The sequence below is a fragment of the Actinoallomurus acanthiterrae genome (assembly GCF_054775715.1).
On record NZ_BAAHCO010000001.1, the window covers coordinates 1,957,420 to 1,978,786 of the forward strand.

Here is a 21,367-nt window from a genome sequence, read left to right on the forward strand (position 1 = left end):
GCCTGAGCGAAGAGACGCAGCGTGCGCCAGGGTCGGCTCAGTCCCACCAGAACGACCACGACTCCTCGTCGATGAGACCGTCGGCGTACGTCGCGAAGTCGCCGCAGCCCTGCCAGACGTTGTCGGGGCAGAAGGCGAGGTGCTCGGCCGCGACCTGGTGGGCGTGCTCCTCCGTCTCGGGCGGCGCGGCCACGGAGACCTGGAGCGTGGCGAAACCGACGGACACCACCCGGGCGCCGAACCGCTCCTCCCAGGAACGAAGGACCGCCGAGATCTCCTGTGTGTGGTTGGTGTGGTTCAGCGGCCCGGTCCAGCCGCACCGTGTCACCGTGTCCGCTCCGCGCGCGGCGGGCACCAGGCCGAGCAGCCAGGGGCGGGACGAGCCGAGGGACGCCGCGAACTCGGCCGCCGCCGTGTCCGCGTCCCGATCCGGCTCTCCCGGCGGTGCCAGTCCGGGCCAGGGGCCGGACGGCTCCGGGTCCTCATCGCCCTCCGCGGGCTCGGGGACCACCTGGTCCCAGAACCGGCGCAGGACGCCCTCGGCGGCCAGCATGTCGATGGCGCTGACCGGCAGCGGAGGGTCGAGCTCGCCGTCGTGCCACGGCCGGCCGGGCTCGCCCCGGAGCGTGTCGAGCAGCAGCGGGTAGAGACCGGTCCGCTCGTGGAGCGCGAACAGGCGGGCCCACTCCCGCCCGGCGTCGGGCAGCGGCTCATCGGAAACCCAGAGGACCGGGTCGGCCTTCCGGCTCTGCTCCGGCGTGATCAGGCGGCCGGGCGGCAGCCCATCGGGCAGGACGTCGAACGGTGATTCACGGCGCACGCCCCGGAAGCTAACGGTCGGGTCGGACATTCTTCAGGGCGGGAAGTGTCGCGGCCCTTGCGGAACTCTGCGTGGTCGTCATCACCGGTTTCCGTTACGGGCTCGGGCCTGGAATGGCGTGGGGATAGGGCCTGCGGTCATGGCCGGAATTGAGGTCCGGGTCCCTGTCGCACCGAATGCCCGAGTGAAACGATCCTCCCAGTTTCGCCCCTCCCCATCCCCCCCTTTCGAGGAGGAATCTTGGCGCGTACATCGACGCGTGTCGTTTCCGTAATGATTGCCACCGGTGTCGTGGCGGCCACCCCGTCGCTGGCTGTCGCCGCTCCGCAGGCTCCCGCGAAGGCGGCGCCGGCAGCGGCTCAGCAGGCCTCCACCGGCGGTCACCACTGGAAGCTTCTGGCGGAGCCTCCGTCGGACGTCAGTGCGGCGGCGCACTACTGGAAGTCCATGTCCATCAAGGGCCAGAAGCAGAAGAAGAGCAACTGGTGCGGCCCGGGCGCGGGCGCCTCGGCTCTGACGTACTTCACGGGTGTCAAGGTCACCTCGGGCACCCAGGCCTACCTCGCGAAGAAGATGGGCACCAACAAGATCGGTTTCACGTCGCCGATCGCGCTGGGCCGCGAGATGACCAACTTCATCAACAAGGCGTGGCACAAGAAGGGCACGAAGTACAAGGCGTACCGGAACATCAAGAACGCGAACCTCTGGAACGGGGTGCGCACCTCGTACTTCTACGGTAACGGGCCGCTCATCCTCACCGTCTACTCGAAGAAGAGCTGGTATCCCAAGGCGCCGAAGACCATGGCCCACTACGTGGTCATCTACGGCTTCGATGACACCACGGACTGGGACCAGTCGACCTACCTGATCTGGGACCCCGCGCACGGCAAGCGCCAGCTCAAGGCGACTCAGTGGCAGAAGATCGCCTACGCCGGTCAGTTCGTCGTCGCGTGGAATGGCACCCCGCTCTAACGTACGGCTGACCAGAGGGGAGGCGGACGCGGTCCGCCTCCCCTCTCCGGTTTCTGTGGGGCTCGGAGCCTGGAATGGCGCGGGGGATAGGGCCTGTGGTCATGGTCGGAATTGATCCCTGAGTCCCTGTCGCGCCGGATCGCAGAGTGAAACGCTCCCTCCGAGTTAGAACCTCCCACTCCCCTTTCCAAGGAGGAAACGTGGCGCGTGCTCCTCGTGTCGCTTCCGTCCTGATCGCCACCGGTGTCGCGGCGGCGGCCGCCCCGTCGGTGGCCGTCGCCGCTCCCCAGAAGGCGGCGCCGGCAACGGCTCAGCAGGCCTCCGCCACCAGCGGCCACCACTGGAAGCTGCTCGCGGAGCCTCCGTCGGACGTCTCGGCGGCGGCCCACTATTGGAAGACCATGTCCATCAAGGGTCAGAAGCAGAAGAAGGGCAACTGGTGCGGCCCGGCCGCGGCCGCCTCGGCCCTGACCTACCAAACGGACGTCAAGGTCACCTCGAGCACCCAGAGCTATCTCGCGAGCAAGATGGGCACCAACAAGATCGGCTTTACCTCGCCGATCGCGATGGGCCGCGAGATGACCAACTACATCAACAAGGCGTGGCACAAGAAGGGCACGAAGTACAAGGCGTACCGGAGCATCAAGAACGCGAACCTCTGGAGCGGGGTGCGCGGTGCCTACTTCTACGGCAACGGGCCGGTCGTCATCACCGTCTATTCCAAGAAGAGCTGGTATCCGAAGGCGCCGAAGCTCGAGGCCCACTACGTGGTGATCTACGGCTTCGACGACACCACACGCTGGGACCAGTCGACCTACCTGATCTGGGACCCCGCGCACGGCAAGCGCCAGCTCAAGGCGACTCAGTGGCAGAAGATCGCCTACGCCGGTCAGTTCGTCGTCGCGTGGGAGGGCGTCTTCTGACGCGCGGCTGATGACGGGGAGGCGGACCTGGGGCCGCCTCCCCGTCGGCGTCTCAGAACACCGCCCCGCTGCCGTGCCTAAACACCGGGCCGCGCCCCGGCTCGCCGTCTCAGGGCAGTGGGGGAGCCTTGCGGGCGGAGCCTCGATAGGTCTCGGCGTCGTAGCGCCGTTCGTTCTCGTCGAGCTTGGCGCGGGCGGCCTGGAGCAGGTCGACGCCCAGCACATCGGCCAGCCGGATCAGGTACAGCGCGACGTCGGCCAGTTCCGAACGGACCCGTCCGGCCGTCTTGGGGTCCCGCATCACCTGTGCCGACTCCTCCGCGGTCAGCCACTGCAGCTCGGCGAGCAGCTCGCCGGTCTCACCGGCGAGGGCCATCGCGAGGTTCTTCGGGGTGTGGAACTGCTCCCAGTCCCGGGCGGCGGCGAAATCCCGCAGCCGGACCGCCAGCTCTTCCAGTGCCGTCGTCACGAGCCCACCGTACGGGGCGGACGGCCGCCTCCCCACCGCAGCGGAACACCGCGCCGCCGACCCGTCGACGGCGGCGAGGTCGGCGTGCTCCAGGCCAGGGAACCTCAGGTCCGGCCGCTGACGTCCAACGAGTGTCCGGTGACGTTCCGGAGTCGTCGGTTGCCGCCGCGTGGGTAGGGAACCGGCGGGTCCCTGAACGGTGAGGTGAACATGCGACTGACGCTGGCCGATGAGCTGCTTCTGCTGACGCGCAGGGAGCAGGACGGCAGGTCCTTGATCGGGGGGACCGAACTGGACTGCGGTGTGGCCGGTGCGCTGCTGGCCGAGCTGGCGCTCGCGGAACGCGTGCAGTTGGTGGAAGGCCGCATCGCGGTCGTCGACCCGTCTCCCCTGGGCGATCCCGACCTCGACGCCCTCCTGGAACGCATCGCGGCCGACGGCAGGCCGCGCAAGGCCGACCGCTGGGTGAGCAAGATGCGCCGGGACTCCACCCGGAAGCGCCGCCTGGCCCGGCTCGCCGCGATGGGCGTCCTGGAGGCACGCGAGCACAAGGTGCTGGGCCTCTTCCCGTACACGGACTACACGGTGCGGGACCCGAGCCACCGGCAGGAGCTGCACGCCCGGCTCGAAGCCGTGCTGAACGGCGCCCCGTCCGACGACCGGTCGAGTGCCCTGCTCGCCATCGCCCACGCCTGTCGCCTCGACCGGAAGGCCTTCCCCGGCGTCGACGGCAAAGTCCGGCGCCGGCGCGTCAAGGAGATCACCGAGGACGAGTGGGCCGGTCGTGCCGTCGCCAAGGTCATCGCGTCGATCCAGGCGGGGGTCCAGGCCGCCGCGTCGGCCGCCGTGATCGGGGGCAGCGCGGGCTCCTCGGGCAGCTGAGTGTCCGCGGAAGGTCACGGCCGCCTGCCGGCGATACCGGAAGGTCACGGCCGCCTGCCCGCGATACCGGCAGACCACGACGACGGCCGTCGTGATCGGGGACAGCGCGCCTCCTCCGGTGACTGAGCGCCCGCAGAAGGCCGATGCGGTGGCGCCCGCCTGCCGGCGAGGCCGGCGGACGCATCCCCGCTGAAGCGCCCGGATCGGCGGCGCGCCGGCCTCGTGACCGTACGAGCGGGGTGGAAGGGCCGGTCCTGGGCCGGGCAGCCGGGGCAGACTGACTCTCATGGGAGAGCTCGCCGAACTGCGGGCCGCGGAATGGCGGCGGTTGCTGGCCGCGGCGCGCCGTCGGCTGGAGAAGACCGGCGGTGAGCCGGTCGGCTCGATCGGGCTCACCGACCCCTCTGAGGCCGAGTGCCGGATCGTCGACCGGATCACGGGGCGGCACCACGGCGGGCGACGGACCCGGCGCGTCACCGTCTCGCTGGGCGAGCTCGACCGTATGCTGCGCCGGACGTACGGCGTCGGGCTGCTCGCCGCGCTCGCGCGGATCGACGCGCCGGAACGCCCGGTAGGGCCGGCTGCGGCGCTGCAGGCCGCGTTGCGGGGCCGGCACGCGGACGAGGGGTGGTATTCGGCGTGGCTCGGCCAGATGGCGCGGGACGGCACTGTCGCCCGGCTCGTGAGCCAGGGGCGGGGCGATCTGCTCGCCCGGGCCGCGGCCGTCCTGGACCGGCTGCCGGCGAACGACGTGCCCCTGCCCGTGCTCGCGGAGTGGGCGACGGGGGACGTCGGGGCCCTGTACGCCACACCGCTGGCCGGCCTGGTGCTGCGGGCCCTCCGGCTGTGGCAGGGGGCGGCGCCGCCGTCCGATCGTGCGACCGAGCGGAGGATCTGGAATGACGCGGGTGTCGTCGTGGACGACCTGACGAGCCAAGTCCTGGTGCTGAATCTGCGGGTCGCCGAGGACCACCTGGTCGCCCGGTGGCTGGGGGACGCGGCGTCGGCCGGCCTTCCGGTCCGGGTCACGCTGCAGCAGCTGATGAGCGGTCCGCTGACGCCCGTGGGGCGTGAGGTGTTCGTCTGCCAGAGCACGGCGGTGGTCCGGGCGGCGGCCGCGCGGCTGGGGGCGGAGTGCGCCCCGCTCGTCTGTACGGAGGGCGGGGCGTCGGTCGCCTGCCGCCGCGTCCTGACCGCCGCGGCGGATGCGGGCGCCCGCATCCGGTGGCACGGCGACTTCGACTGGGCGGCCCTGCGCATGACGGCCGGGGCCGTTCACCGGTACGGCGCGGTGCCGTGGCGGATGGGCGCCGAGGACTATCTGGAGGCCGTGCGGGCGGGGAGTGACCCGTTGAGCGGCGTACGGGCGGACGCCCCGTGGGACGAGCGGCTCGCCCCGGAGATGGCCAGGGAAGGACGCGCGGTCCGCGAGGAGCGTCTCCTCCCGCTTCTCATCGAGGATCTGGCGACCGGCACGTGACCCACCGGCAGGCCGCAGCGGCCGGCATGTGACCCGTCGGGAGGCCGCAGCGGCCGGCACGTGACCCACCGGGAGGCCGCGGCGGCCGGCACGTGACCCACTGGCAGGCCGCAGCGACCGGCGCCGGCCGTCCGGATCCGGCCAGGTCGGCGGGTGACGGATCCGTCGCCGTGACACGCCGCCGCGAGAAAACGGCGGTGCGTCAGTGGGTCTGGAGTCCCGATTCAAATGAGGACCGCAGGATCTAGTGGGCCATGGCCGAAAAATCGGATCCTTAAGCAGGGTCTTCGGCCACGGCTGAAAGACAGGGGGCCGCGCCGGTCCGGCGGCGCGGCCTCCGCCTCCCCTTCCAGCCCTAGGACGCACCCTCGTCGATGGAGCCCTCCCAGGCCCATGCCAGGGCGCGAGGCAGACCCCAGTGCCCGAGCGGCGTGAGGCGCCGGTGCTCGTCGAGCGCCCCGACCGCCTCCCACACCGGAACGATCAGCTCGAACCCCTGCTCGACCGGTTCGCGGTCGTCCGGGTCGTAGGAGCCTTCGATCTCCGGGCAGGTGTCCGCGTAGTCGAACAGGTCCGCCGGCCAGGCACGGGCGCCGACACCGGCTCTGGCGAGGCCGATGACGGCGCCCGCCCAGTCGGCGTGCTGCAGGGTCATCAGCGCGCTCTCCTCGTGGGTGCCCAGCCCGGACTCGCCGTTCATGGCGATCAGCGCTCCGGTGGCCTGCAGCCACAGGGCCGCGTCGTCCTGGGGCGGGCCGCCGCGCCAGCCGGCGGCCGCCGCGAGGTGGCGGTAAGGCCAGTCGCGAAGCCGGCCGCGGATGCGCTCGGCGGCGGGGCCGAGCTCCTCGGCCGGAGCGGCGGTGCTCACCACCGCGGGCAGTGCCTCCCGCAGCAGCCCCACCGCCGCGCGGTCGGCCTCCTGCCACTCTTGCAGGAACTCATCCGCGTCGAACTCGAGGAGGTCGTCGTAACCCTCCACTTCGCTCGTCGGGAGCCGTGTGACGTTGTCGTCCTTGTCGCTCACGTCACGACTGTACTGGCGTTCGCGAGGGCTGATCGCAGGTTACGGGCGCAGGCGGGCGGTGGACGCCCCGGTTCACGAACCCGGTCGGAGAAGTGGGAAGGGGATCGTCTCGCGGATGTTTCGGCCGGTCAGCGTGATGAGCAGGCGGTCGACGCCCATGCCCATGCCTCCCGCCGGGGGCATGCCGTACTCGAGGGCGCGCAGGAAGTCCTCGTCGAGGTCCATCGCCTCCGGGTCGCCGCCGGCGGCCAGCAGCGACTGCTCGGTGAGGTTGCGGCGCTGGACGATCGGGTCGATGAGCTCGGAGTAGGCCGTCCCGAGCTCGAGGCCGAAGACGATCAGGTCCCACTTCTCGGCGAGCCGGGGATCGTTCCGGTGCGGGCGGGTGAGCGGGGAGGTGGCGGCCGGGTAGTCGCGGACGAAGGTCGGCGCCTGCAGGGTGTGCTCCACCAGCGCCTCGAAGAGCTCCTGGACGAGCTTGCCCTGCTCCCAGGACGGGTCGTACGCCAGGCCGACCCGGTCGGCGTGCTTCTGCACCGTGCGCAGCGACGTGCCCGCCGTCACCTGCTCACCGAGCGCCTCGGACACCGAGCCGTAGACGGTGACCTCGCGCCACGGCTCGGCGAAGTCGTACTCGACGCCGTCGCGGACGACGACGGTTGTGCCGAGAGAGGCGCGGGCCGCCTCGGTGACGAGGTCGCGGGTGAGCGCGGCCATGGTGTCGTAGTCGCCGTACGGCTCGTACGCCTCCAGCATCGTGAACTCGGGGTTGTGCCGGGGGGAGACGCCCTCGTTGCGGAAGTTGCGGTTGAGCTCGAACACCTTGCCGGCGCCGCCCACGAGCAGGCGCTTGAGGTAGAGCTCGGGCGCGATCCGCAGGTAGAGGTCCATGTTGTAGGCGTTCATCTTGGTGGTGAACGGCCGGGCCGCCGCGCCGCCGTGCACCGGCTGCAGCATCGGCGTCTCCACCTCGAGGAACCCGCGGTGGCGCAGGCGGTCGCGCAGGGTCGTGATGACCTCTCCGCGCATGCGCAGCATCCGCCGGCTCTCGCTGTTGACGATCAGGTCGACGTACCGCTGCCGGACCCGCGTCTCGTCGGACAGGGCCTTGCCGGGCGCGCTGTAGCTCGTCGGGAGGGGGCGCAGGCACTTGGCGGTGAGGCTCCAGGAGGAGGCCAGCACGGACAGCTCGCCGGTGCGGGAGGTGATGACCTCGCCGCGCACCCCGACCTGGTCGCCCAGGTCGATCAGCTGCTTCCAGTACCGCAGCGCCTCCGCGTCGACGGAGTCGGCGGAGAGCATCACCTGCAGGTCGCCGGTCTCGTCGCGCAGCTCGGCGAAGATCAGTTTCCCGTGTTCGCGGGCCAGCATGACCCGGCCGGCGATCGCCACCTCCTCGCCGGTGTGCGTGTCGGGGGCGAGGCCGTCGAAGCGCTCCCGGACCTCGGCGGCGGTCGCCGTACGCTCGAAGCCCAGCGGATAGGGGTCGATGCCGGCCTCGCGCAGGCGCTCGAGCTTGGCGTGGCGCACCCGCTCCTGCTCCGACAGGCGCCGGGTCGGCATCCGGGCGGCGTCGGCGGACTCCTCGATCGCCTTGATCCGGTCCACCAGCGCGGGGGACGGCATCGGCGTGTCGAGGTAGGAGCCGAACATCGTCGGCAGGAAGCCCTCCGCGCGGGCCATGGCCAGGCCGATCCGTACCAGCTCGCGGTTCTGCTCGAAGCACACGAAGCGCGGCGTCCACACCGGGTTGTACTTGGCGTTCGCCAGGAAGAGCGACTCCAGCTGCCAGAACTTCGAGGCGAACGAAAGGAGCCGGTAGGCGATCCGGGCCACGGGACCGGCGCCGATCGCCGAGCCGCGCTCGAACACCGACCGCAGCATGGCGAAGTTCAGGGAGACCCGGGTGACGCCGACGACGGCGGCGTTCTCGGCCAGCTTGGCGACCATGAACTCGTTCAGGCCGTTCTCGGCGTCGCGGTCGCGCCGCATGAGGTCCAGGGACAGGCCGGGACGTCCCCAGGGCACGAAGCTCAGCAGCCCGCGCCGGCGTCCCGCACCGTCGAACGCCTCGACCATCACGCAGCGCTGGTCGGTCGGGTCGCCCAGGCGGCCGAGCGCCATGGAGAAGCCCCGCTCGGTGTGCCCGTCGCGCCAGCGGTCGCCGTCGGCGATCAGCTCGGCCATCTCCTCGGGGCTGATCGCGCCGTGGCGGCGGATCCGGACGGTGTCAGCCGGCGCGCTCGACACGGCGGACGGCCTGCCGCACCTGCCGCATGTCGCGGCCCTCGAGGTTGAAATCCCGCAGGTCGAGGATCGCCTCGTCGCCGAGTTCGAGTGCGTCCAGGCCACAGCGGCCGTACGCGGCGGCGGCGCGTTCGCTGGCGCCGATCACGCCGGGGATCCAGGCGTGCGCCCGGCACTCGCGGAGCCATTCCTTGATGGCGACGTCCCACCCCTCGGGGTCGCCGAGCGGGTCGCCGCTGGCCAGGGACACCGAGCCTTCGACGCGGTAGGAGATGGCGGCCCGGCCGTTGGGGGAGAAGATGATGTCCTTGTCGCGGCGGAGCGCGAAGTAGCCCAGGGAGTCCTGCTCGCCCCACTCGGCCAGGAGGGCGCGCGCGGGCAGCTCCTCGTCGGGCGTGAGCACGGCGAGCCGCCGTCCCGGCCGGAACAGCGCCCACACGGTGATCACGAGCAGGCCGCTGCCGCCTACGCCGAGGATGCCGTCGACCCAGCCGGGCACGTCGACGTAGAGCTCCCGGCCGCTGACTCCCGCGCCGAGGAGCGTCTGCAGCCCGGTGTAGACCACGTGGGTCCATTCCGCGCCACGGGCGTCACGGTCGGTGAGGAAGACGAGGGTGGTGCCGATGATGCCGTCGACGATCAGCAGCCCGGTGAACACGAGGAGGGCGAGGCGGCGGTTGGCGCGGTCCGGCAGCGAGGAGAACTGTCCGCGCGCGGCGATCAGCAGCGCCACCACGCCGCCGAAGGCGACGGCCGTGGCGAGCTCGCCTCCGCCGCCGGCGATCCCGGCCAGTGCCCAGACCCCGAAGAACAGCAGGAAGAAGACGACGCTGATCCGCCAGGCCGCCTTCTTGCGCCGGCGCACGCCCACGGACAGCAGGATGAGCAGCAGCCCGTACGGGAGGCTGGAGTACCAGCCGAAGTAGTTGATGGAGCGCAGCACCCAGATGCCGGACATCCACTGGATCAGGCCGGAGGACAGCCACGCAAGAACGGACAAAACGCCCGAGACCCGGAGATACCAGAAGAGAGCGGTGGGTACGGCCTCGATGACCCGCTGCCGGGCGCTGGGCGCGGCCTCGCCGACCCGCTGCCACGCCTCGGTCACCTTCGTCATCATCTCGCCCCCGTCATCTTGCCGCACATTCTTTCTTTGTACCGGGGATTAGGTGAGCGTCACGCCAAATGAACGCTCCTCCTGTCGGTATCGTGCATGGACTATGCCGGAAAAACCCCTTCTTGCCCAGCGTTACCGCCTGCTCACCGAAGTGGGGCGCGGTGGCATGGGGACGGTCTGGCACGCCAGAGATGAAGCACTCGGCCGCGACGTCGCCGTCAAAGAAGTGATCCTCCCGCACGGATTCTCCGACGAGGAGCGGGAGATCCAGCACAAGCGGACCTTCCGCGAGGCGCGCACCGCCGCAAGGCTCAGCCATCCCGGCGTCGTGACCGTCTACGACGTCGTCGAAGAGGACGGGCGTCCCTGGATCGTGATGGAGCTGATCCGGGCCCGCTCGCTCGAGCAGATGATCAAGCAGGACGGCCCGCTCACGCCGCGTCGCGCCGCCGAGATCGGCCGGCAGATGCTGAGCGCGCTGATGACCGCCCACGAGGCGGGCATCCTGCACCGCGACGTCAAGCCCAGCAACGTGCTGGTGTCCGACGCGCGCTCGATCCGCGCCGTGCTCACCGACTTCGGCATCGCGCGGGCGCAGAGTGACGCGACCCTCACCCAGACCGGGATGCTGATCGGCTCGCCGGCCTACATCGCGCCCGAACGCGCCCGCGGCCGTGCGGCGGTGTCCGCCTCCGACCTGTGGTCGCTCGGCGCGACCCTGTACGCGGCCGTCGAGGGCAAGTCGCCGTTCGAACGGACGGAGGCGATGGCGAGCCTGGTGGCCGTGCTCACCGAGGAGCCCGCGCCGGCCCCGCACGCCGGGCCCCTGGCCCCCGTGATCGCGGGTCTGCTCCGCAAGGACCCCAACACACGGATGACCGCGACCGAGGTGGGGGCCATGCTCGACCGGGTCCTCATGCACGACGCGAAAGCGACGCAGGTGCTGGGAGCGGTCGACATCGACATCGAGCCCGAGGTGTCCCGGACGGAGCCGGACGAGCCGTCGGACATGCCGGTCACGGGTCAGGTCATGACGCCGGCGGAGCCCGAGGAGACCGCGACCGACGACGCGCGGCCGGTCTGGCTCTCGGGCCGGAACGGCAATCTGGCCATAGCCGTCGTCCTCGTGGTGATCGTGATAGGTCTCATCATCCTTACCCTTGTGCTCTGACACGCACCAATCGATTCCGATCCGTCATCAACGATCGGTATCGTCCTCTGCTATGCCACTGGGGGAGGGTTCCGTACTCAGCCGTCGCTACCGTCTGCTCTCGCAGATCGGGAGAGGCGGCATGGGCACGGTCTGGCGCGCTCACGACGATCTCCTTGACCGCGACGTCGCGGTCAAGGAGGTCCTGTTCCCGCCGGGGCTCAGCGACGACGAGAACAAGGTGATGTACGAGCGCACGCTCCGGGAGGCGCGGTCGGCCGCACGGCTCAACCATCCGGGCATCGTCACCGTGCACGACGTCGTCGAGGAGGAGGGCCGGCCGTGCATCGTCATGGAGTTCGTCCGGTCGCGCTCCCTGCAGGACCTCATCGACGAGGACGGCAGGCTCCCGGCGATCCAGGTGGCCGAGATCGGCGGCAAGGTGCTGGCGGCCCTGCGTACGGCGCACGCCGCGGGCATCACCCACCGCGACGTCAAGCCGGCCAACGTGCTGCTCGCCGGGGACCCGGGAGATCCGATCACCCGCGTGGTCATCACCGACTTCGGCATCGCCACCATGGAGGGCGACTCCACGCTCACCCAGACCGGCCTGATCATGGGGTCGCCGGCCTACATCGCGCCCGAGCGGGCCCGGGGCGAGCCGACCTCGCCGGCCTCGGACCTGTGGTCGCTCGGCGCGACGCTGTACGCCGCGGTCGAGGGCACTTCGCCGCACCACCGGCCCGAGGCGATGGCGGCACTGACCTCGATCATCTCCGAGGACGCACCGCCGCCGCGCTACGCCGGCCCGCTCGCGCCGGTGCTCATGGGCCTGCTCGTGAAGGACCCGGCGCAGCGCCTGACGGCCGAACAGGCCGCGGAGGGCCTGACCCAGGCCGCCCACAGCACCCGGCCGCTGCCCGCCCCGAGCACGACCGCCGGCGATGACGAGGGGCCGGACTCAGGACAGGACCGGGAGGGGGCGGGACCGTCCGCCGTCGGGCCCCGGCCACCGTATGAGCTGTCCGCCGCCGGGCCCCGGCCACCGTACGAGCCGTCGGTCGCCGGGCCCCGACCGCCGTACGAACCGTCGGCCGCGGAGCCCCGGTCACCGTACGAGCAGTCTGCGGCCGAGCGTCGGCCGTACGAGCAGTCGGCCGCCTTGGCGGAGCCCGGCTCGCGAGCGTACGGCCCGGCGACGCGGCACCTGGATACCTCCGGCGGCGGCCACGCGGACCCGACCGGACCGGTGCCGGCCCCGCGGGCCCCGGGCGGCGCCTCGAACGTCGCGGAGGCTTCGCCGAGCGAGTCATGGGTTCACGGCCACGATCACCCCACGGAGGGCGTCGCCCAGGGTGGGGCGAAGCGGTCGAACGCGCGGACAGTGGTGCTGGCCCTGGTGGCCGTGCTGGTCGTCGGGGGAGCCGTCGTCGCGTGGATGCTGCACGTCAAGTCCTCCGGCAGCCGGGGCTCATCCGGCGGCCCGATTTCGAGCCCGACCTCGCCGCAGGCGTCCTCACCGTCGACGACGCCCAGTCCCACCGTCCCCGCCGGCTTCAAGCCGGTCACCACCCAGGACGGGGCGAAGCTGGCGGTGCCCAAGGGGTTCCAGCACGAGAGGAACCGGGCCCAGTCCGAGCGCTGGATCGACCCCAAGACGGGGGACCTCGTGCAGGTGGACACCATCGCGTGGGGCACGCAGGACCCGGTGAAGCACTGGCAGATCTGGGACGGGCCGAATGTCCTCCCCGGGTACCAGTCGGTGAACCCGCCCCACGGGCTCACGGCCCGAGGCTGGAAGGCGGGAGACGTCGAGTACAGCTGGCTGTCCCCGTGGAAGGGTGGCCGTCAGCGGGTGTACGTCCTCGATCGGGGCTTCACCGCGAACGGCCGGCAGTACGCCATCATGGCCGCCGCCAGGGACCGCGCCACCGCTGCGGACGACTTCAAGAAGGCGTTCACCTCGTTCCAGCCGGGTCCACCCGGGTCGGGCAACTGACGGAGATCCCGGCGGCCGGGGCGCCATTTTCCTCACAATGAGTAATCGATCAACACTCTCTGTCACGATGTAAGGCGCAGGTGAGGCGACAGACTCGTGAAGGGAGCTCCCGTGCTATCGACTGTGCGGGCGGCCTATCCGGCGGACCGCACCGCCGTGGCGCAGGCGCGCCGGTTCGTCCGGGACACGCTTGTCGCGTGGGGGGCCGAGGACGCGATCGACGACGCGGTATTGCTGACGAGCGAGCTGGCGACCAACGCCGTCACGCACGCGGGCACTCCGTTCGAGGTGATCTGCCGGGTGAACGGCTCCTCGGTCCAGGTGGAGGTGATCGACCGGAACCCCGCCAGGGCGCTGCCCGCGCCACAGGAGAGCTGCGACCTCAGCGTCAGCGGCCGTGGGCTGCTGATGCCCGTTCTGCTGGCCGACGCCTGGGGGGTGTCGTACGCGGCGGAGTCCAAGACGGTCTGGTTCCGTCTCTCCACCCTGGCGGCGTCGAACTGGACGGCGGCGGCCTGCCGGTGCGCGTCGTCAGTGGAGTGACGAGACACCGGGTGCCAGGGTGCGCCCGGCCGCGAGCGGGATCCACCGAGCACCTTCTAGTCGAGCCACCCGGGCTTTACCAGGCCCGTCTCGTACGCCATCACGACGAGCTGCGCGCGGTCGCGCGCGTGCAGCTTGACCATGGTGCGGCTCACGTGCGTCTTGGCGGTGGCGGGGCTCACGACGAGACGCCCGGCGATCTCCTCGTTGGACAGGCCCTCGGCCACCAGCGCCATGACCTCGCGCTCCCGGTCGGTCAGCCCGCGCAGCTCCAGCGCGGACCGCGGCTTCTTCGCCTTGGCGGCGAACTCCGCGATGAGACGCCGGGTCACGCTCGGCGACAGCAGGGCGTCGCCGGAGGCCACCTCGCGTACGCCGCGGATGAGGTCGGTGGGCTCGGTGTCCTTGACGAGGAAGCCGCTGGCCCCGCCGCGCAGCGCCTCGAAGACGTACTCGTCGAGTTCGAACGTCGTGAGGATCACGACCCGGGTGCCGGCGAGCCGGTCGTCGCCGACGATCTCTCGCGTGGCGGCGAGACCGTCGAGCACCGGCATCCGGATGTCCATCAGCACGACGTCGGGCCGTTCCCGCCGGGTCAGGCGCACGGCCTCGGCGCCGTCGCCGGCCTCGGCGACGACCTCGACGTCCGGCTGGGCGTCGAGGAGGGCGCGGAATCCGGCCCGGACGAGGGCCTGGTCGTCGGCGAGGAGTACCCGGATCACTCGTGCTCCTTGTTCAGCGCGGGGATCCCCGCTGTCGTTCCGTCTTCAGGGGCCGAGGGCGTCCCGTCTCCAGATTCCGGGGGCGTCCCGTCTCCAGATTCCGGGGGCGTCCCGTCTCCAGATTCCGGGGGCGTCCGGTCTTCAGGTTCCGGGGGCGTCCCGTCCTCAGGTTCCGGGGGTGTTCCCTCTTCGGGCACCGGGAGTGTCGCGTGAACCCGGAATCCTCCGGTCCCCGGGCGCGGCCCCGCCACGATGTCCCCGCCGAGGGCGGCGACGCGTTCGCGCATGCCCGGAAGACCGTCGCCGCCGCCGGGCAGGTCGCCGGGGGCGCCCCGGCCGTCGTCCTCGATCTCCAGCCGGAGCTCCCCGTCACCGTACGTGACCCGCACGGTGGCGGTCACCCCCGGCCCGGCGTGCCGGGTGACGTTCGTCAGCGACTCCTGCACGATGCGGAACGCCGCCAGGTCGATCCCGGCGGGCAGCGGGTACGGCCGCCCGTCCGTCCTGGTGTGCACGGTGATTCCCGCGGCCCGCGCGCGGGAGACGAGGTCGTCCAGCCGGGCCAGGCCTGCGGCCGGCGCTCTCGGCGCGTCCTCGTCCACCTGCCGCAGGACCCCGAGCACGGATCGGACCTCGCTCAGCGCCTCCTTGCTGGCCTCCTTGATCGCGGCCAGGGCCGTGCGCGCCTGCTCGGGGCGTTCGTCGATGAGGTGCAGGGCGACTCCCGCCTGGACGTTGATCATCGAGATGTTGTGCGCGAGCACGTCGTGGAGTTCACGCGCGATGCGCAGGCGTTCCTCGCTGGCCCGCCGGCGTTCCTCTTCCGCCCGGGTGCGCCGGGCCTCGGCCGCCCGTTCGCTGCGGATGCGCACCAGCTCGGCCCCGGTCAGGACCAGCAGCAGCCAGGTCAGCATGACGAGGCTGTGCCCGGCGGTCCAGTCCTTGAGCCGGAACGGCCCGAACGGCACCAGAATGCCCAGGGCGTTGAGCAGCGCGAATCCGGCGCCCGTGACGATCCAGGCGCCGGTACGGCGCCCGGCACTCACCGCCGCGACGATGGCGACCACGAGGCCGAGGAACATCGGCCCGAGGACGTACCCGCGCAGGACATAACAGCCGGTGAGCGTCAGGACGACCGCGAGGGCGGTGACGGGCAGGCGCCGCCGCGCGAGCAGGGCGGCCGGCCCGGCGACGAGCAGGGCGTACCCCGGAGCGTCCAGGTGCACGGCCGGGTAGTTCATGTGCCGGTCGGCGCCTGTGGAGCCCATCACCTGGATGAGGCCCACGAGCAGGGGGATCACGAACACCGGCAGTGCGCCGGGCCGCCATCGGGTCGTCGTACTCACACTCGGAGCGTAAGATGCGGGCGCCCGTCGGGACATCGGGTCATGGTCGGCATCGCGTGTACGCCGAGAGGAGTACGCGTGCCGCCTATGATTTACCGGCCGATAGCCCTCCAGAGTCAACACTGGGCGGATCGCGGCCGATTTAGCGTGCCGAGGCAACTTTTCCGGCACTCTAGGCATCTTGAGAAGGGAAGGCGCTGGCTCGCGTTACCGTGTTCGGCTGAGTACGGCATCGAGCCATGCTGAGAACTTCCTTAACTTCGGGCCCGTACGGTCGGTGGGCGCGTCGGATCTGAGAGGACACCAGTGGGACTGACGAGCGGGGGCTTCTTCGGTTTGCTGATCGTGGTGGCCGTGATCGTGACGGCCGCGACCATCTGGTGGTGGCCGAAGTTCGCGGGATCCGGCATCGGTGCGTTCCTGGCCCGGATCGGGCTGTTCCTGACCGCCCAGGTCACGCTGATCATGGTGCTGCTCGCCGGCGTGAACAACTACTTCCTGTTCTACGCCTCGTGGTCCGACCTGATGGGCACGAACAACCAGGGCGTCAGCGTGCGGCCGAACAACGGCGGCACGGAGAGCAAGCCGCAGGGGACCGGACGGCCGCTGGCCCGCCAGGCGACGACGATCGGCCAGAAGAAGAAGGCGGATCCCGCCAAGGACGGCCAGATCGAGCAGGTTCAGATCAGGGGCGACCGCACCGGCCTGACCACCCAGGCGTACGTCTACCTGCCGCCGCAGTACTTCCAGAAGAAGTATGACAAGCGCCACTTCCCGGTGCTGTACGACTTCACGGGCTTCCCGGGTGTTCCGGAGCAGCTCATCACCCGGCTGGGCGTCCCGACGATCGCCACCAAGGAGATGAACTCGGGCAAGGTGCAGCCGATGGTGATCGTGATGATGCGCCCGTCGCCGACCTCGGTGATGCCGAGGGACACCGAGTGCACCGACGTTCCCGGCGGACCGCAGGTGCTGACGTTCTACTCCCAGGACGTGCCCGAGAGCATCATGTCGACGTACCGGGTCGCGGCCGGCTACCGCGGCTGGGGCGTGATGGGCGACTCGACCGGCGGCTACTGCGCGGTCAAGCTGGCCATGGTGCGGTCCGACCGGTTCACCGCGGCGGTCTCGATGGCCGGCTACTTCTACCCGCGGCAGGACTGGCAGACCGGCGACCTGTACGGCGGCAGCAAGCAGGTGAAGTCCGACAACAGCCTGATCTGGCGGCTGCAGCACCTCCCGCCGCCGCCGATCTCCGTGCTCGTGACCACCAGCCAGGATGGTGAGCGCGACTTCGGAGAGGCGCGGAAGTTCCTTCAGGTGGCGGCCGCGCCCATGACCACAGACAAGATCATGGTCCCGGGCGGCGGGCACAACCCGCACACCTGGAAGCGGGTCACGCCGAGCGCCCTGGAGTGGCTGAGCACCCACCTGGCCCACGAGGGCTCCTGACGGCCCTACGGCAGAGGCGCTCGCCGACCCGCCGACGCGGGACGGGACACGCCCGGGACGGCGTGGCGGCTCAGCGGCGGGGCTTCGGCCGCCAGCGGATCGGCAGGTGCTTGATGCCGTTGTGGACGTTCGAGCGCAGCCGCCTGGGCTCACCCGCCGGCTCGATGTCGTCGAAGCGGTCGAGAACGGCCGTGAACATCGCGCGCATCTGCATCCGGACCAGGTGCGCGCCGAGGCAGGCGCGCGGGCCGTGGCCGAGCGCGAGGTGGTCGTTCGGGGCGCGTGCCACGTCGAACCGGGTGGGCTCGTCGAACACCAGCTCGTCGCGGTTGGCCGACGAGAGCCACACCACAAGCCGCTCGCCCTTGCGGACCGGGACGTTGCCGACGACGGTGTCGGCCGTGGCCGTACGCCCGACGCACATGACGGGGGCCCACCACCGCAGCATCTCCTCGACCGCGGACTCGACGAGGCTCGGATCGGCGTGCAGCCGCGCCGTCTCGGCCGGATTCTTCAGCAGGGCGACCATCCCGCCGGGCAGCCCGCCCTGCACGGCGTCGTCCCCGGCCGCGGCGAACAGCCGGAAGAGGCTCTCGAACTCCTCCACCGGGTCCGGGCCGGCCTTGCCGCCGGCCTGGTCGGCGAGGGCGGTCATGAGGTCGTCGCCGGGATGCCGCCGCTTGTACTCGGCGAGCTCACCGGCGTAGAGGCGCAGGTCGGGCAGTGCGGTCTCCGCCTCCGGGTCGGCCGGGCCGTGCGGCGCGGTCTTCACCTCGGGGCCGTGCGGCCGCGCGGCGACCGCGCGGCGGGCCATGCCGGTGGACCCCGCCGGATCGAAGGGCGTCGCGGCGTGGCCGGCCGGGTATCCGGAGGCCGGACGACGGGAGGCGCGGGCGGACCAGTCGGCGAGCAGCCATCGGTCCGACTCGGGGATCCCGACGAGATCGGCGAAGGCCAGCAGGGGCAGGTCCGCCGCGATCTCCGCGGCGAAGTCCGCCTCGCCCTTCTCGGCCACCGCGTCCACGAGGGCGTACGCCCGGGAGTCGATGCGCTCGGGCAGGCAGGCGATGGTGCGCGCGCCGAACGCCTTCGGGAGCCGTCTGCGGAGCCGTGAGCGCGCGGGAGGATTCTCGGCGGGGGGCCGGCCGCGCCCGTGACCGAGATCCTTGTCCGCCGCGCCGCGTACGGAGAAGAGCTTGGGGTTGCGAAGGACCTGGCACGCGTCGGCGTGCCGGAGCACCGCCCAGTAGCCGGGCCCGGCGGGCCTGCCGTCGGCCGGTCTCTCCTCGATCCACGCGACCGGCGTCGAGCCCCGGAGCCGGGCCAGCGCGTCGTACGGCACGCCCCGCACGTAGGTGTCGGGGCTGGCGATGGTGTCGGTGTCGGAGACCGGCGTGGCGACTCGTCGTTGAGTCATGAGTTCCCCTCCCGCGTCTAAGGACCGTATCCCGCGCGCGTCCTCCACACCAAGGTCCGGTTCCGGCCGTCGGCCGGGTGACGGGAGCACGAAGGTCCGTTGACGGGTGAGGGCGAGAGGGTTAACCTCACCTCACTACTTATAGGAAACTTTCCTGTAAGTGCTCGGGGTCCCCCGCGGTCCGAACCGGTCGGCTCGGCCCGCCCTCCAGGTTTTCCCGCCACACCAGGAGCGACCGTGAGACGTACCATCCTGACCCTCCTCTGTCTCCTGGCGGCCCTGTTGGTCCCGGCCGCCGCGCACGCAGCAGCCGCACCGACCGCCGCCTTCGCCAAGTCGTCCGACTGGGGCACCGGCTACGAGGCCAAGTACACGATCACCGCCGGCGATTCGGCGCTGAACGGCTGGAAGGTGGAGTTCGACCTGCCTTCCGGTGGCTCGGTCGGCTCGTACTGGGACGCGCTCATGACCCAGAGCGGTTCCCACTACACGTTCACCAACCGCGACTACAACGCCCAGGTCCCCACGGGCGGCTCGGTGAGCTTCGGCTTCATCGGCTCGCCGTCGTCCGCCGTGCCCGCCAACTGCAAACTGAACGGCCAACCCTGTACGGGCGGCGGCGGATCGGGTGACACCACCGCCCCGTCGACGCCGACCGGCCTGCAGGCGACCGGCACGACGTCCAGTTCGATCTCCCTGTCGTGGACCGCCTCGACCGACAACGTCGGCGTCGCCGGCTACAAGGTCTACGAGGGCTCGTCGGTCGTCGCGAACGTCTCCTCGACCAGCGCCACCGTCGGCGGGCTCGCCGCGAACAGCACGCACACCTACCAGGTCAGCGCGTACGACGCCGCGGGCAACGAGTCCGGCAAGAGCGGCTCGGTGACCGCGACCACCCAGCAGGGCGGCGGCGGTGGCACGCCGGGGGCGATGGCGGCGGCGCCGTACCTCTACTTCGGCTGGGGCAGCCCGCCCGACCCGACGACGGTCATGTCCGCGACCGGCGTCAAGTGGTTCACCCTCGCGTTCGTCCTGTCCGACGGCGGCTGCAACCCCGCCTGGGACGGCACCCGGTCACTGACGGGCGACGACGCCACGAAGATCCAGCAGATCCGCGCCGCCGGCGGTGACGTCATCCCCTCCTTCGGCGGCTGGAGCGGCAACAAGCTGGGCGAGCACTGCTCGACCGCGCAGGACCTGGCCGGCGCCTACCAGAAGGTCATCAACGCCTATTCGCTCAAGGCGATCGACATCGACATCGAGAGCACCGAGTTCGAGAGCGAGGCCAACCAGGACCGCGTCCTGCAGGCCCTGAAGATCATCAAGCAGAACAACTCCGGCGTGAAGGTCATCCTCACCTTCGGCACGACGACGAGCGGCCCGAACTGGTGGGGCACGCGCCTCGTGCAGCAGGCGGCAGCGCTCGGCGTCCCCGTCGACACCTTCACGATCATGCCGTTCGACTTCGGCGGCGGCTCGGGGAACATGGGGCAGCTGTCGATCCAGGCGTCCGAGGGCCTGCACAGCGTCCTGAAGCAGAACTACCCCGGCAAGACGGACGCCCAGCTGTACGCCATGCAGGGCATCTCGTCGATGAACGGCAACACCGACCAGAGTGAGACGGTGACGACCGCGGACTTCCAGACGATGCGGTCGTACGCCCAGCAGCACGGCCTGAGCCGGTTCACCTTCTGGTCCGTCAACCGCGACCGCCCCTGCGGCAGCGGCACCGGCTCCGACGCCTGCAGCGGCGTCTCACAGCAGCCGTGGGACTACACGAAGATCGTGGCGCAGTACTCCTGACCCGGTCACCCGCGCGGGCGGGAGCGGTCCTCTGCGACCGCCCCGCCCGCGCGGCGGCATCCCGGCAGCCCCCGTACGATCCTCTCCGGCTCTCCCGCACCCGGAATTCCTCGCCCGGAGCAGAGGTTCTCGTGGTTATGAGCCTCACGTTGCCTGGAGCCCCGCTGTCCGGAAGGCCCGCCGGAGTGTTCAACGGGGACGTCGCCGCCCCGCGTCACCTGCTCTACTTCGAACCGACGCCGAAGCGCGTCCGCGTGGAGTTCGGCGGTGAGACGATCGCCGACAGCACCGGCGTCCACCTGCTCTTCGAGACCGGGCTCCTGCCCGTCTACTACTTCCCGGTCGCCGACGTGCGGATGGACCTGCTGAAACCGACCGACCACACGACCCACTGCCCGGTGAAGGGCCAGGCCTCGTACTGGACGCTCTCCGCCGGCGGCCGTACGGCCGAGAACGCCGTATGGGGCTACCCGGATCCGATCGCGCCCTGGCTGGAGGGCTTCGTCGCGTTCTACTGGGACGCCATGGACGCCTGGTACGAAGAGGACGAGCAGGTCTTCGCCCATCCGCACGACCCGTACAGCCGCATCGACGTGCTCCGGAGCACCCGGCGCGTCCGGGTGAGCGTGGACGGCACCGTGCTCGCCGAGTCCGACCGGCCGACGGTGCTGTTCGAGACCGGCCTGCCGGTCCGCTACTACCTGCCCCGCGAGGACGTACGCCTCGACCTGCTCGAGCCGTCCGGTACCGAGACCTGGTGCGCCTACAAGGGACGGGCGGGCTACCGGTCGTACGGCGGCGAGGACGTCGCCTGGACGTACGAGGAGCCGCTGCACGAGGCCGAGCGCGTCCGGGACCTGGTGTGCTTCTTCAACGAGAAGGTCGACCTGGAGATCGACGGCGAGCCCCAGGAACGCCCACGATCCCGCTGGTCCTGACCCTCCGGGCGTTCCCGGCCGCCGATCGCGCTGGGTTCTGACCGCCGCCTAGCCGTTCCCGGC

The 21,367-nt window shown here is 71.1% G+C and carries 16 protein-coding genes and 1 pseudogene; 10 read left to right on the forward strand and 7 right to left on the reverse strand.

What is annotated here, in order from left to right; all coding sequences use genetic code 11:
• Positions 1–37: 37 nt before the first annotated feature.
• Positions 38–820, reverse strand: coding sequence for a DUF4253 domain-containing protein (locus ACYVF7_RS09700; RefSeq protein ID WP_460338027.1), 783 nt, complete (start codon positions 818–820; stop codon positions 38–40).
• A gap of 273 nt (positions 821–1,093) precedes the next feature.
• Here ACYVF7_RS09700 and ACYVF7_RS09705 point away from each other — a divergent pair, with 273 nt between their 5' ends.
• Complete coding sequence (locus tag ACYVF7_RS09705; protein WP_460338030.1) at positions 1,094–1,792, forward strand: C39 family peptidase; 699 nt, start codon at positions 1,094–1,096, stop codon at positions 1,790–1,792.
• Between the two features lie 200 nt (positions 1,793–1,992).
• Positions 1,993–2,715: a C39 family peptidase gene (locus ACYVF7_RS09710; protein WP_460338033.1), complete on the forward strand. Its 723-nt coding sequence runs from the start codon at positions 1,993–1,995 to the stop codon at positions 2,713–2,715.
• A 109-nt stretch (positions 2,716–2,824) separates the two neighbouring features.
• On the opposite strand, the gene ACYVF7_RS09715 is transcribed toward ACYVF7_RS09710, so the two are convergent.
• Positions 2,825–3,184, reverse strand: coding sequence for a nucleotide pyrophosphohydrolase (locus ACYVF7_RS09715; RefSeq protein ID WP_460338036.1), 360 nt, complete (start codon positions 3,182–3,184; stop codon positions 2,825–2,827).
• 210 nt (positions 3,185–3,394) lie between these two features.
• Between ACYVF7_RS09715 and ACYVF7_RS09720 the strand changes: the two genes are divergently transcribed.
• A complete protein-coding gene (locus ACYVF7_RS09720; RefSeq protein WP_460338038.1) occupies positions 3,395–4,066 on the forward strand; it encodes a GOLPH3/VPS74 family protein in 672 nt (223 codons plus the stop codon).
• 286 nt (positions 4,067–4,352) lie between these two features.
• Positions 4,353–5,546: a TIGR02679 family protein gene (locus ACYVF7_RS09725; RefSeq protein WP_460338040.1), complete on the forward strand. Its 1,194-nt coding sequence runs from the start codon at positions 4,353–4,355 to the stop codon at positions 5,544–5,546.
• A 355-nt stretch (positions 5,547–5,901) separates the two neighbouring features.
• Here the strand turns inward: ACYVF7_RS09725 and ACYVF7_RS09730 are convergent, their stop codons facing one another.
• Together ACYVF7_RS09730 and lysX are read right to left on the reverse strand one after the other, a co-directional pair.
• A complete protein-coding gene (locus tag ACYVF7_RS09730) occupies positions 5,902–6,570 on the reverse strand; it encodes a hypothetical protein (RefSeq protein WP_460338042.1) in 669 nt (222 codons plus the stop codon).
• Between the two features lie 72 nt (positions 6,571–6,642).
• A pseudogene (gene lysX, locus ACYVF7_RS09735) lies at positions 6,643–9,925 on the reverse strand (bifunctional lysylphosphatidylglycerol synthetase/lysine--tRNA ligase LysX).
• Positions 9,926–10,037: 112 nt separating this feature from the next.
• On the opposite strand from lysX, the gene ACYVF7_RS09740 reads away from it, so the two are divergent.
• From ACYVF7_RS09740 to ACYVF7_RS09750, 3 genes are all read left to right on the forward strand, one after another.
• Positions 10,038–11,105, forward strand: coding sequence for a serine/threonine-protein kinase (locus ACYVF7_RS09740; protein WP_460338044.1), 1,068 nt, complete (start codon positions 10,038–10,040; stop codon positions 11,103–11,105).
• Between the two features lie 52 nt (positions 11,106–11,157).
• On the forward strand, positions 11,158–13,083 hold the full coding sequence (locus ACYVF7_RS09745; protein ID WP_460338046.1) for a serine/threonine-protein kinase: 1,926 nt from the start codon (positions 11,158–11,160) through the stop codon (positions 13,081–13,083).
• Positions 13,084–13,194: 111 nt separating this feature from the next.
• A complete protein-coding gene (locus ACYVF7_RS09750) occupies positions 13,195–13,626 on the forward strand; it encodes an ATP-binding protein (RefSeq protein WP_460338048.1) in 432 nt (143 codons plus the stop codon).
• 56 nt (positions 13,627–13,682) lie between these two features.
• On the opposite strand, the gene ACYVF7_RS09755 is transcribed toward ACYVF7_RS09750, so the two are convergent.
• Together ACYVF7_RS09755 and ACYVF7_RS09760 are read right to left on the reverse strand one after the other, a co-directional pair.
• The gene (locus ACYVF7_RS09755) at positions 13,683–14,348 is read right to left on the reverse strand and encodes a response regulator transcription factor (protein WP_460338050.1); all 666 of its coding nucleotides are present in this window, start codon (positions 14,346–14,348) and stop codon (positions 13,683–13,685) included.
• Positions 14,345–15,694: a sensor histidine kinase gene (locus ACYVF7_RS09760; protein ID WP_460338052.1), complete on the reverse strand. Its 1,350-nt coding sequence runs from the start codon at positions 15,692–15,694 to the stop codon at positions 14,345–14,347. The genes ACYVF7_RS09755 and ACYVF7_RS09760 overlap by 4 nt, the downstream gene beginning before the upstream one ends.
• Before the next feature lie 306 nt (positions 15,695–16,000).
• Here ACYVF7_RS09760 and ACYVF7_RS09765 point away from each other — a divergent pair, with 306 nt between their 5' ends.
• Positions 16,001–17,146 carry an alpha/beta hydrolase gene (locus ACYVF7_RS09765; RefSeq protein ID WP_460338054.1) on the forward strand — a complete coding sequence of 382 codons (1,146 nt, stop codon included), beginning with the start codon at positions 16,001–16,003 and terminating at the stop codon, positions 17,144–17,146.
• Between the two features lie 70 nt (positions 17,147–17,216).
• Here ACYVF7_RS09765 and ACYVF7_RS09770 read toward each other — a convergent pair whose 3' ends face one another.
• On the reverse strand, positions 17,217–18,563 hold the full coding sequence (locus ACYVF7_RS09770; RefSeq protein ID WP_460338056.1) for a cytochrome P450: 1,347 nt from the start codon (positions 18,561–18,563) through the stop codon (positions 17,217–17,219).
• A gap of 237 nt (positions 18,564–18,800) precedes the next feature.
• On the opposite strand from ACYVF7_RS09770, the gene ACYVF7_RS09775 reads away from it, so the two are divergent.
• Positions 18,801–20,366, forward strand: coding sequence for a cellulose binding domain-containing protein (locus ACYVF7_RS09775; protein WP_460338058.1), 1,566 nt, complete (start codon positions 18,801–18,803; stop codon positions 20,364–20,366).
• Positions 20,367–20,503: 137 nt separating this feature from the next.
• Positions 20,504–21,304, forward strand: a complete 801-nt coding sequence (locus ACYVF7_RS09780) for a DUF427 domain-containing protein (protein ID WP_460338059.1) — start codon at positions 20,504–20,506, stop codon at positions 21,302–21,304.
• Positions 21,305–21,367 lie beyond the last annotated feature (63 nt).

Excerpts from the sequence above, each read along its gene's own strand:
- ACYVF7_RS09780 (WP_460338059.1), top strand. The coding sequence starts at position 20,504 with ATGAGCCTCACGTTGCCTGGAGCCCCGCTGTCCGGAAGGCCCGCCGGA.
- ACYVF7_RS09745 (WP_460338046.1), top strand. The coding sequence starts at position 11,158 with ATGCCACTGGGGGAGGGTTCCGTACTCAGCCGTCGCTACCGTCTGCTC.
- ACYVF7_RS09740 (WP_460338044.1), top strand. The coding sequence starts at position 10,038 with ATGCCGGAAAAACCCCTTCTTGCCCAGCGTTACCGCCTGCTCACCGAA.
- ACYVF7_RS09720 (WP_460338038.1), top strand. The coding sequence starts at position 3,395 with ATGCGACTGACGCTGGCCGATGAGCTGCTTCTGCTGACGCGCAGGGAG.
- ACYVF7_RS09725 (WP_460338040.1), top strand. The coding sequence starts at position 4,353 with ATGGGAGAGCTCGCCGAACTGCGGGCCGCGGAATGGCGGCGGTTGCTG.
- ACYVF7_RS09770 (WP_460338056.1), bottom strand. The coding sequence starts at position 18,563 with ATGACTCAACGACGAGTCGCCACGCCGGTCTCCGACACCGACACCATC.
- ACYVF7_RS09705 (WP_460338030.1), top strand. The coding sequence starts at position 1,094 with ATGATTGCCACCGGTGTCGTGGCGGCCACCCCGTCGCTGGCTGTCGCC.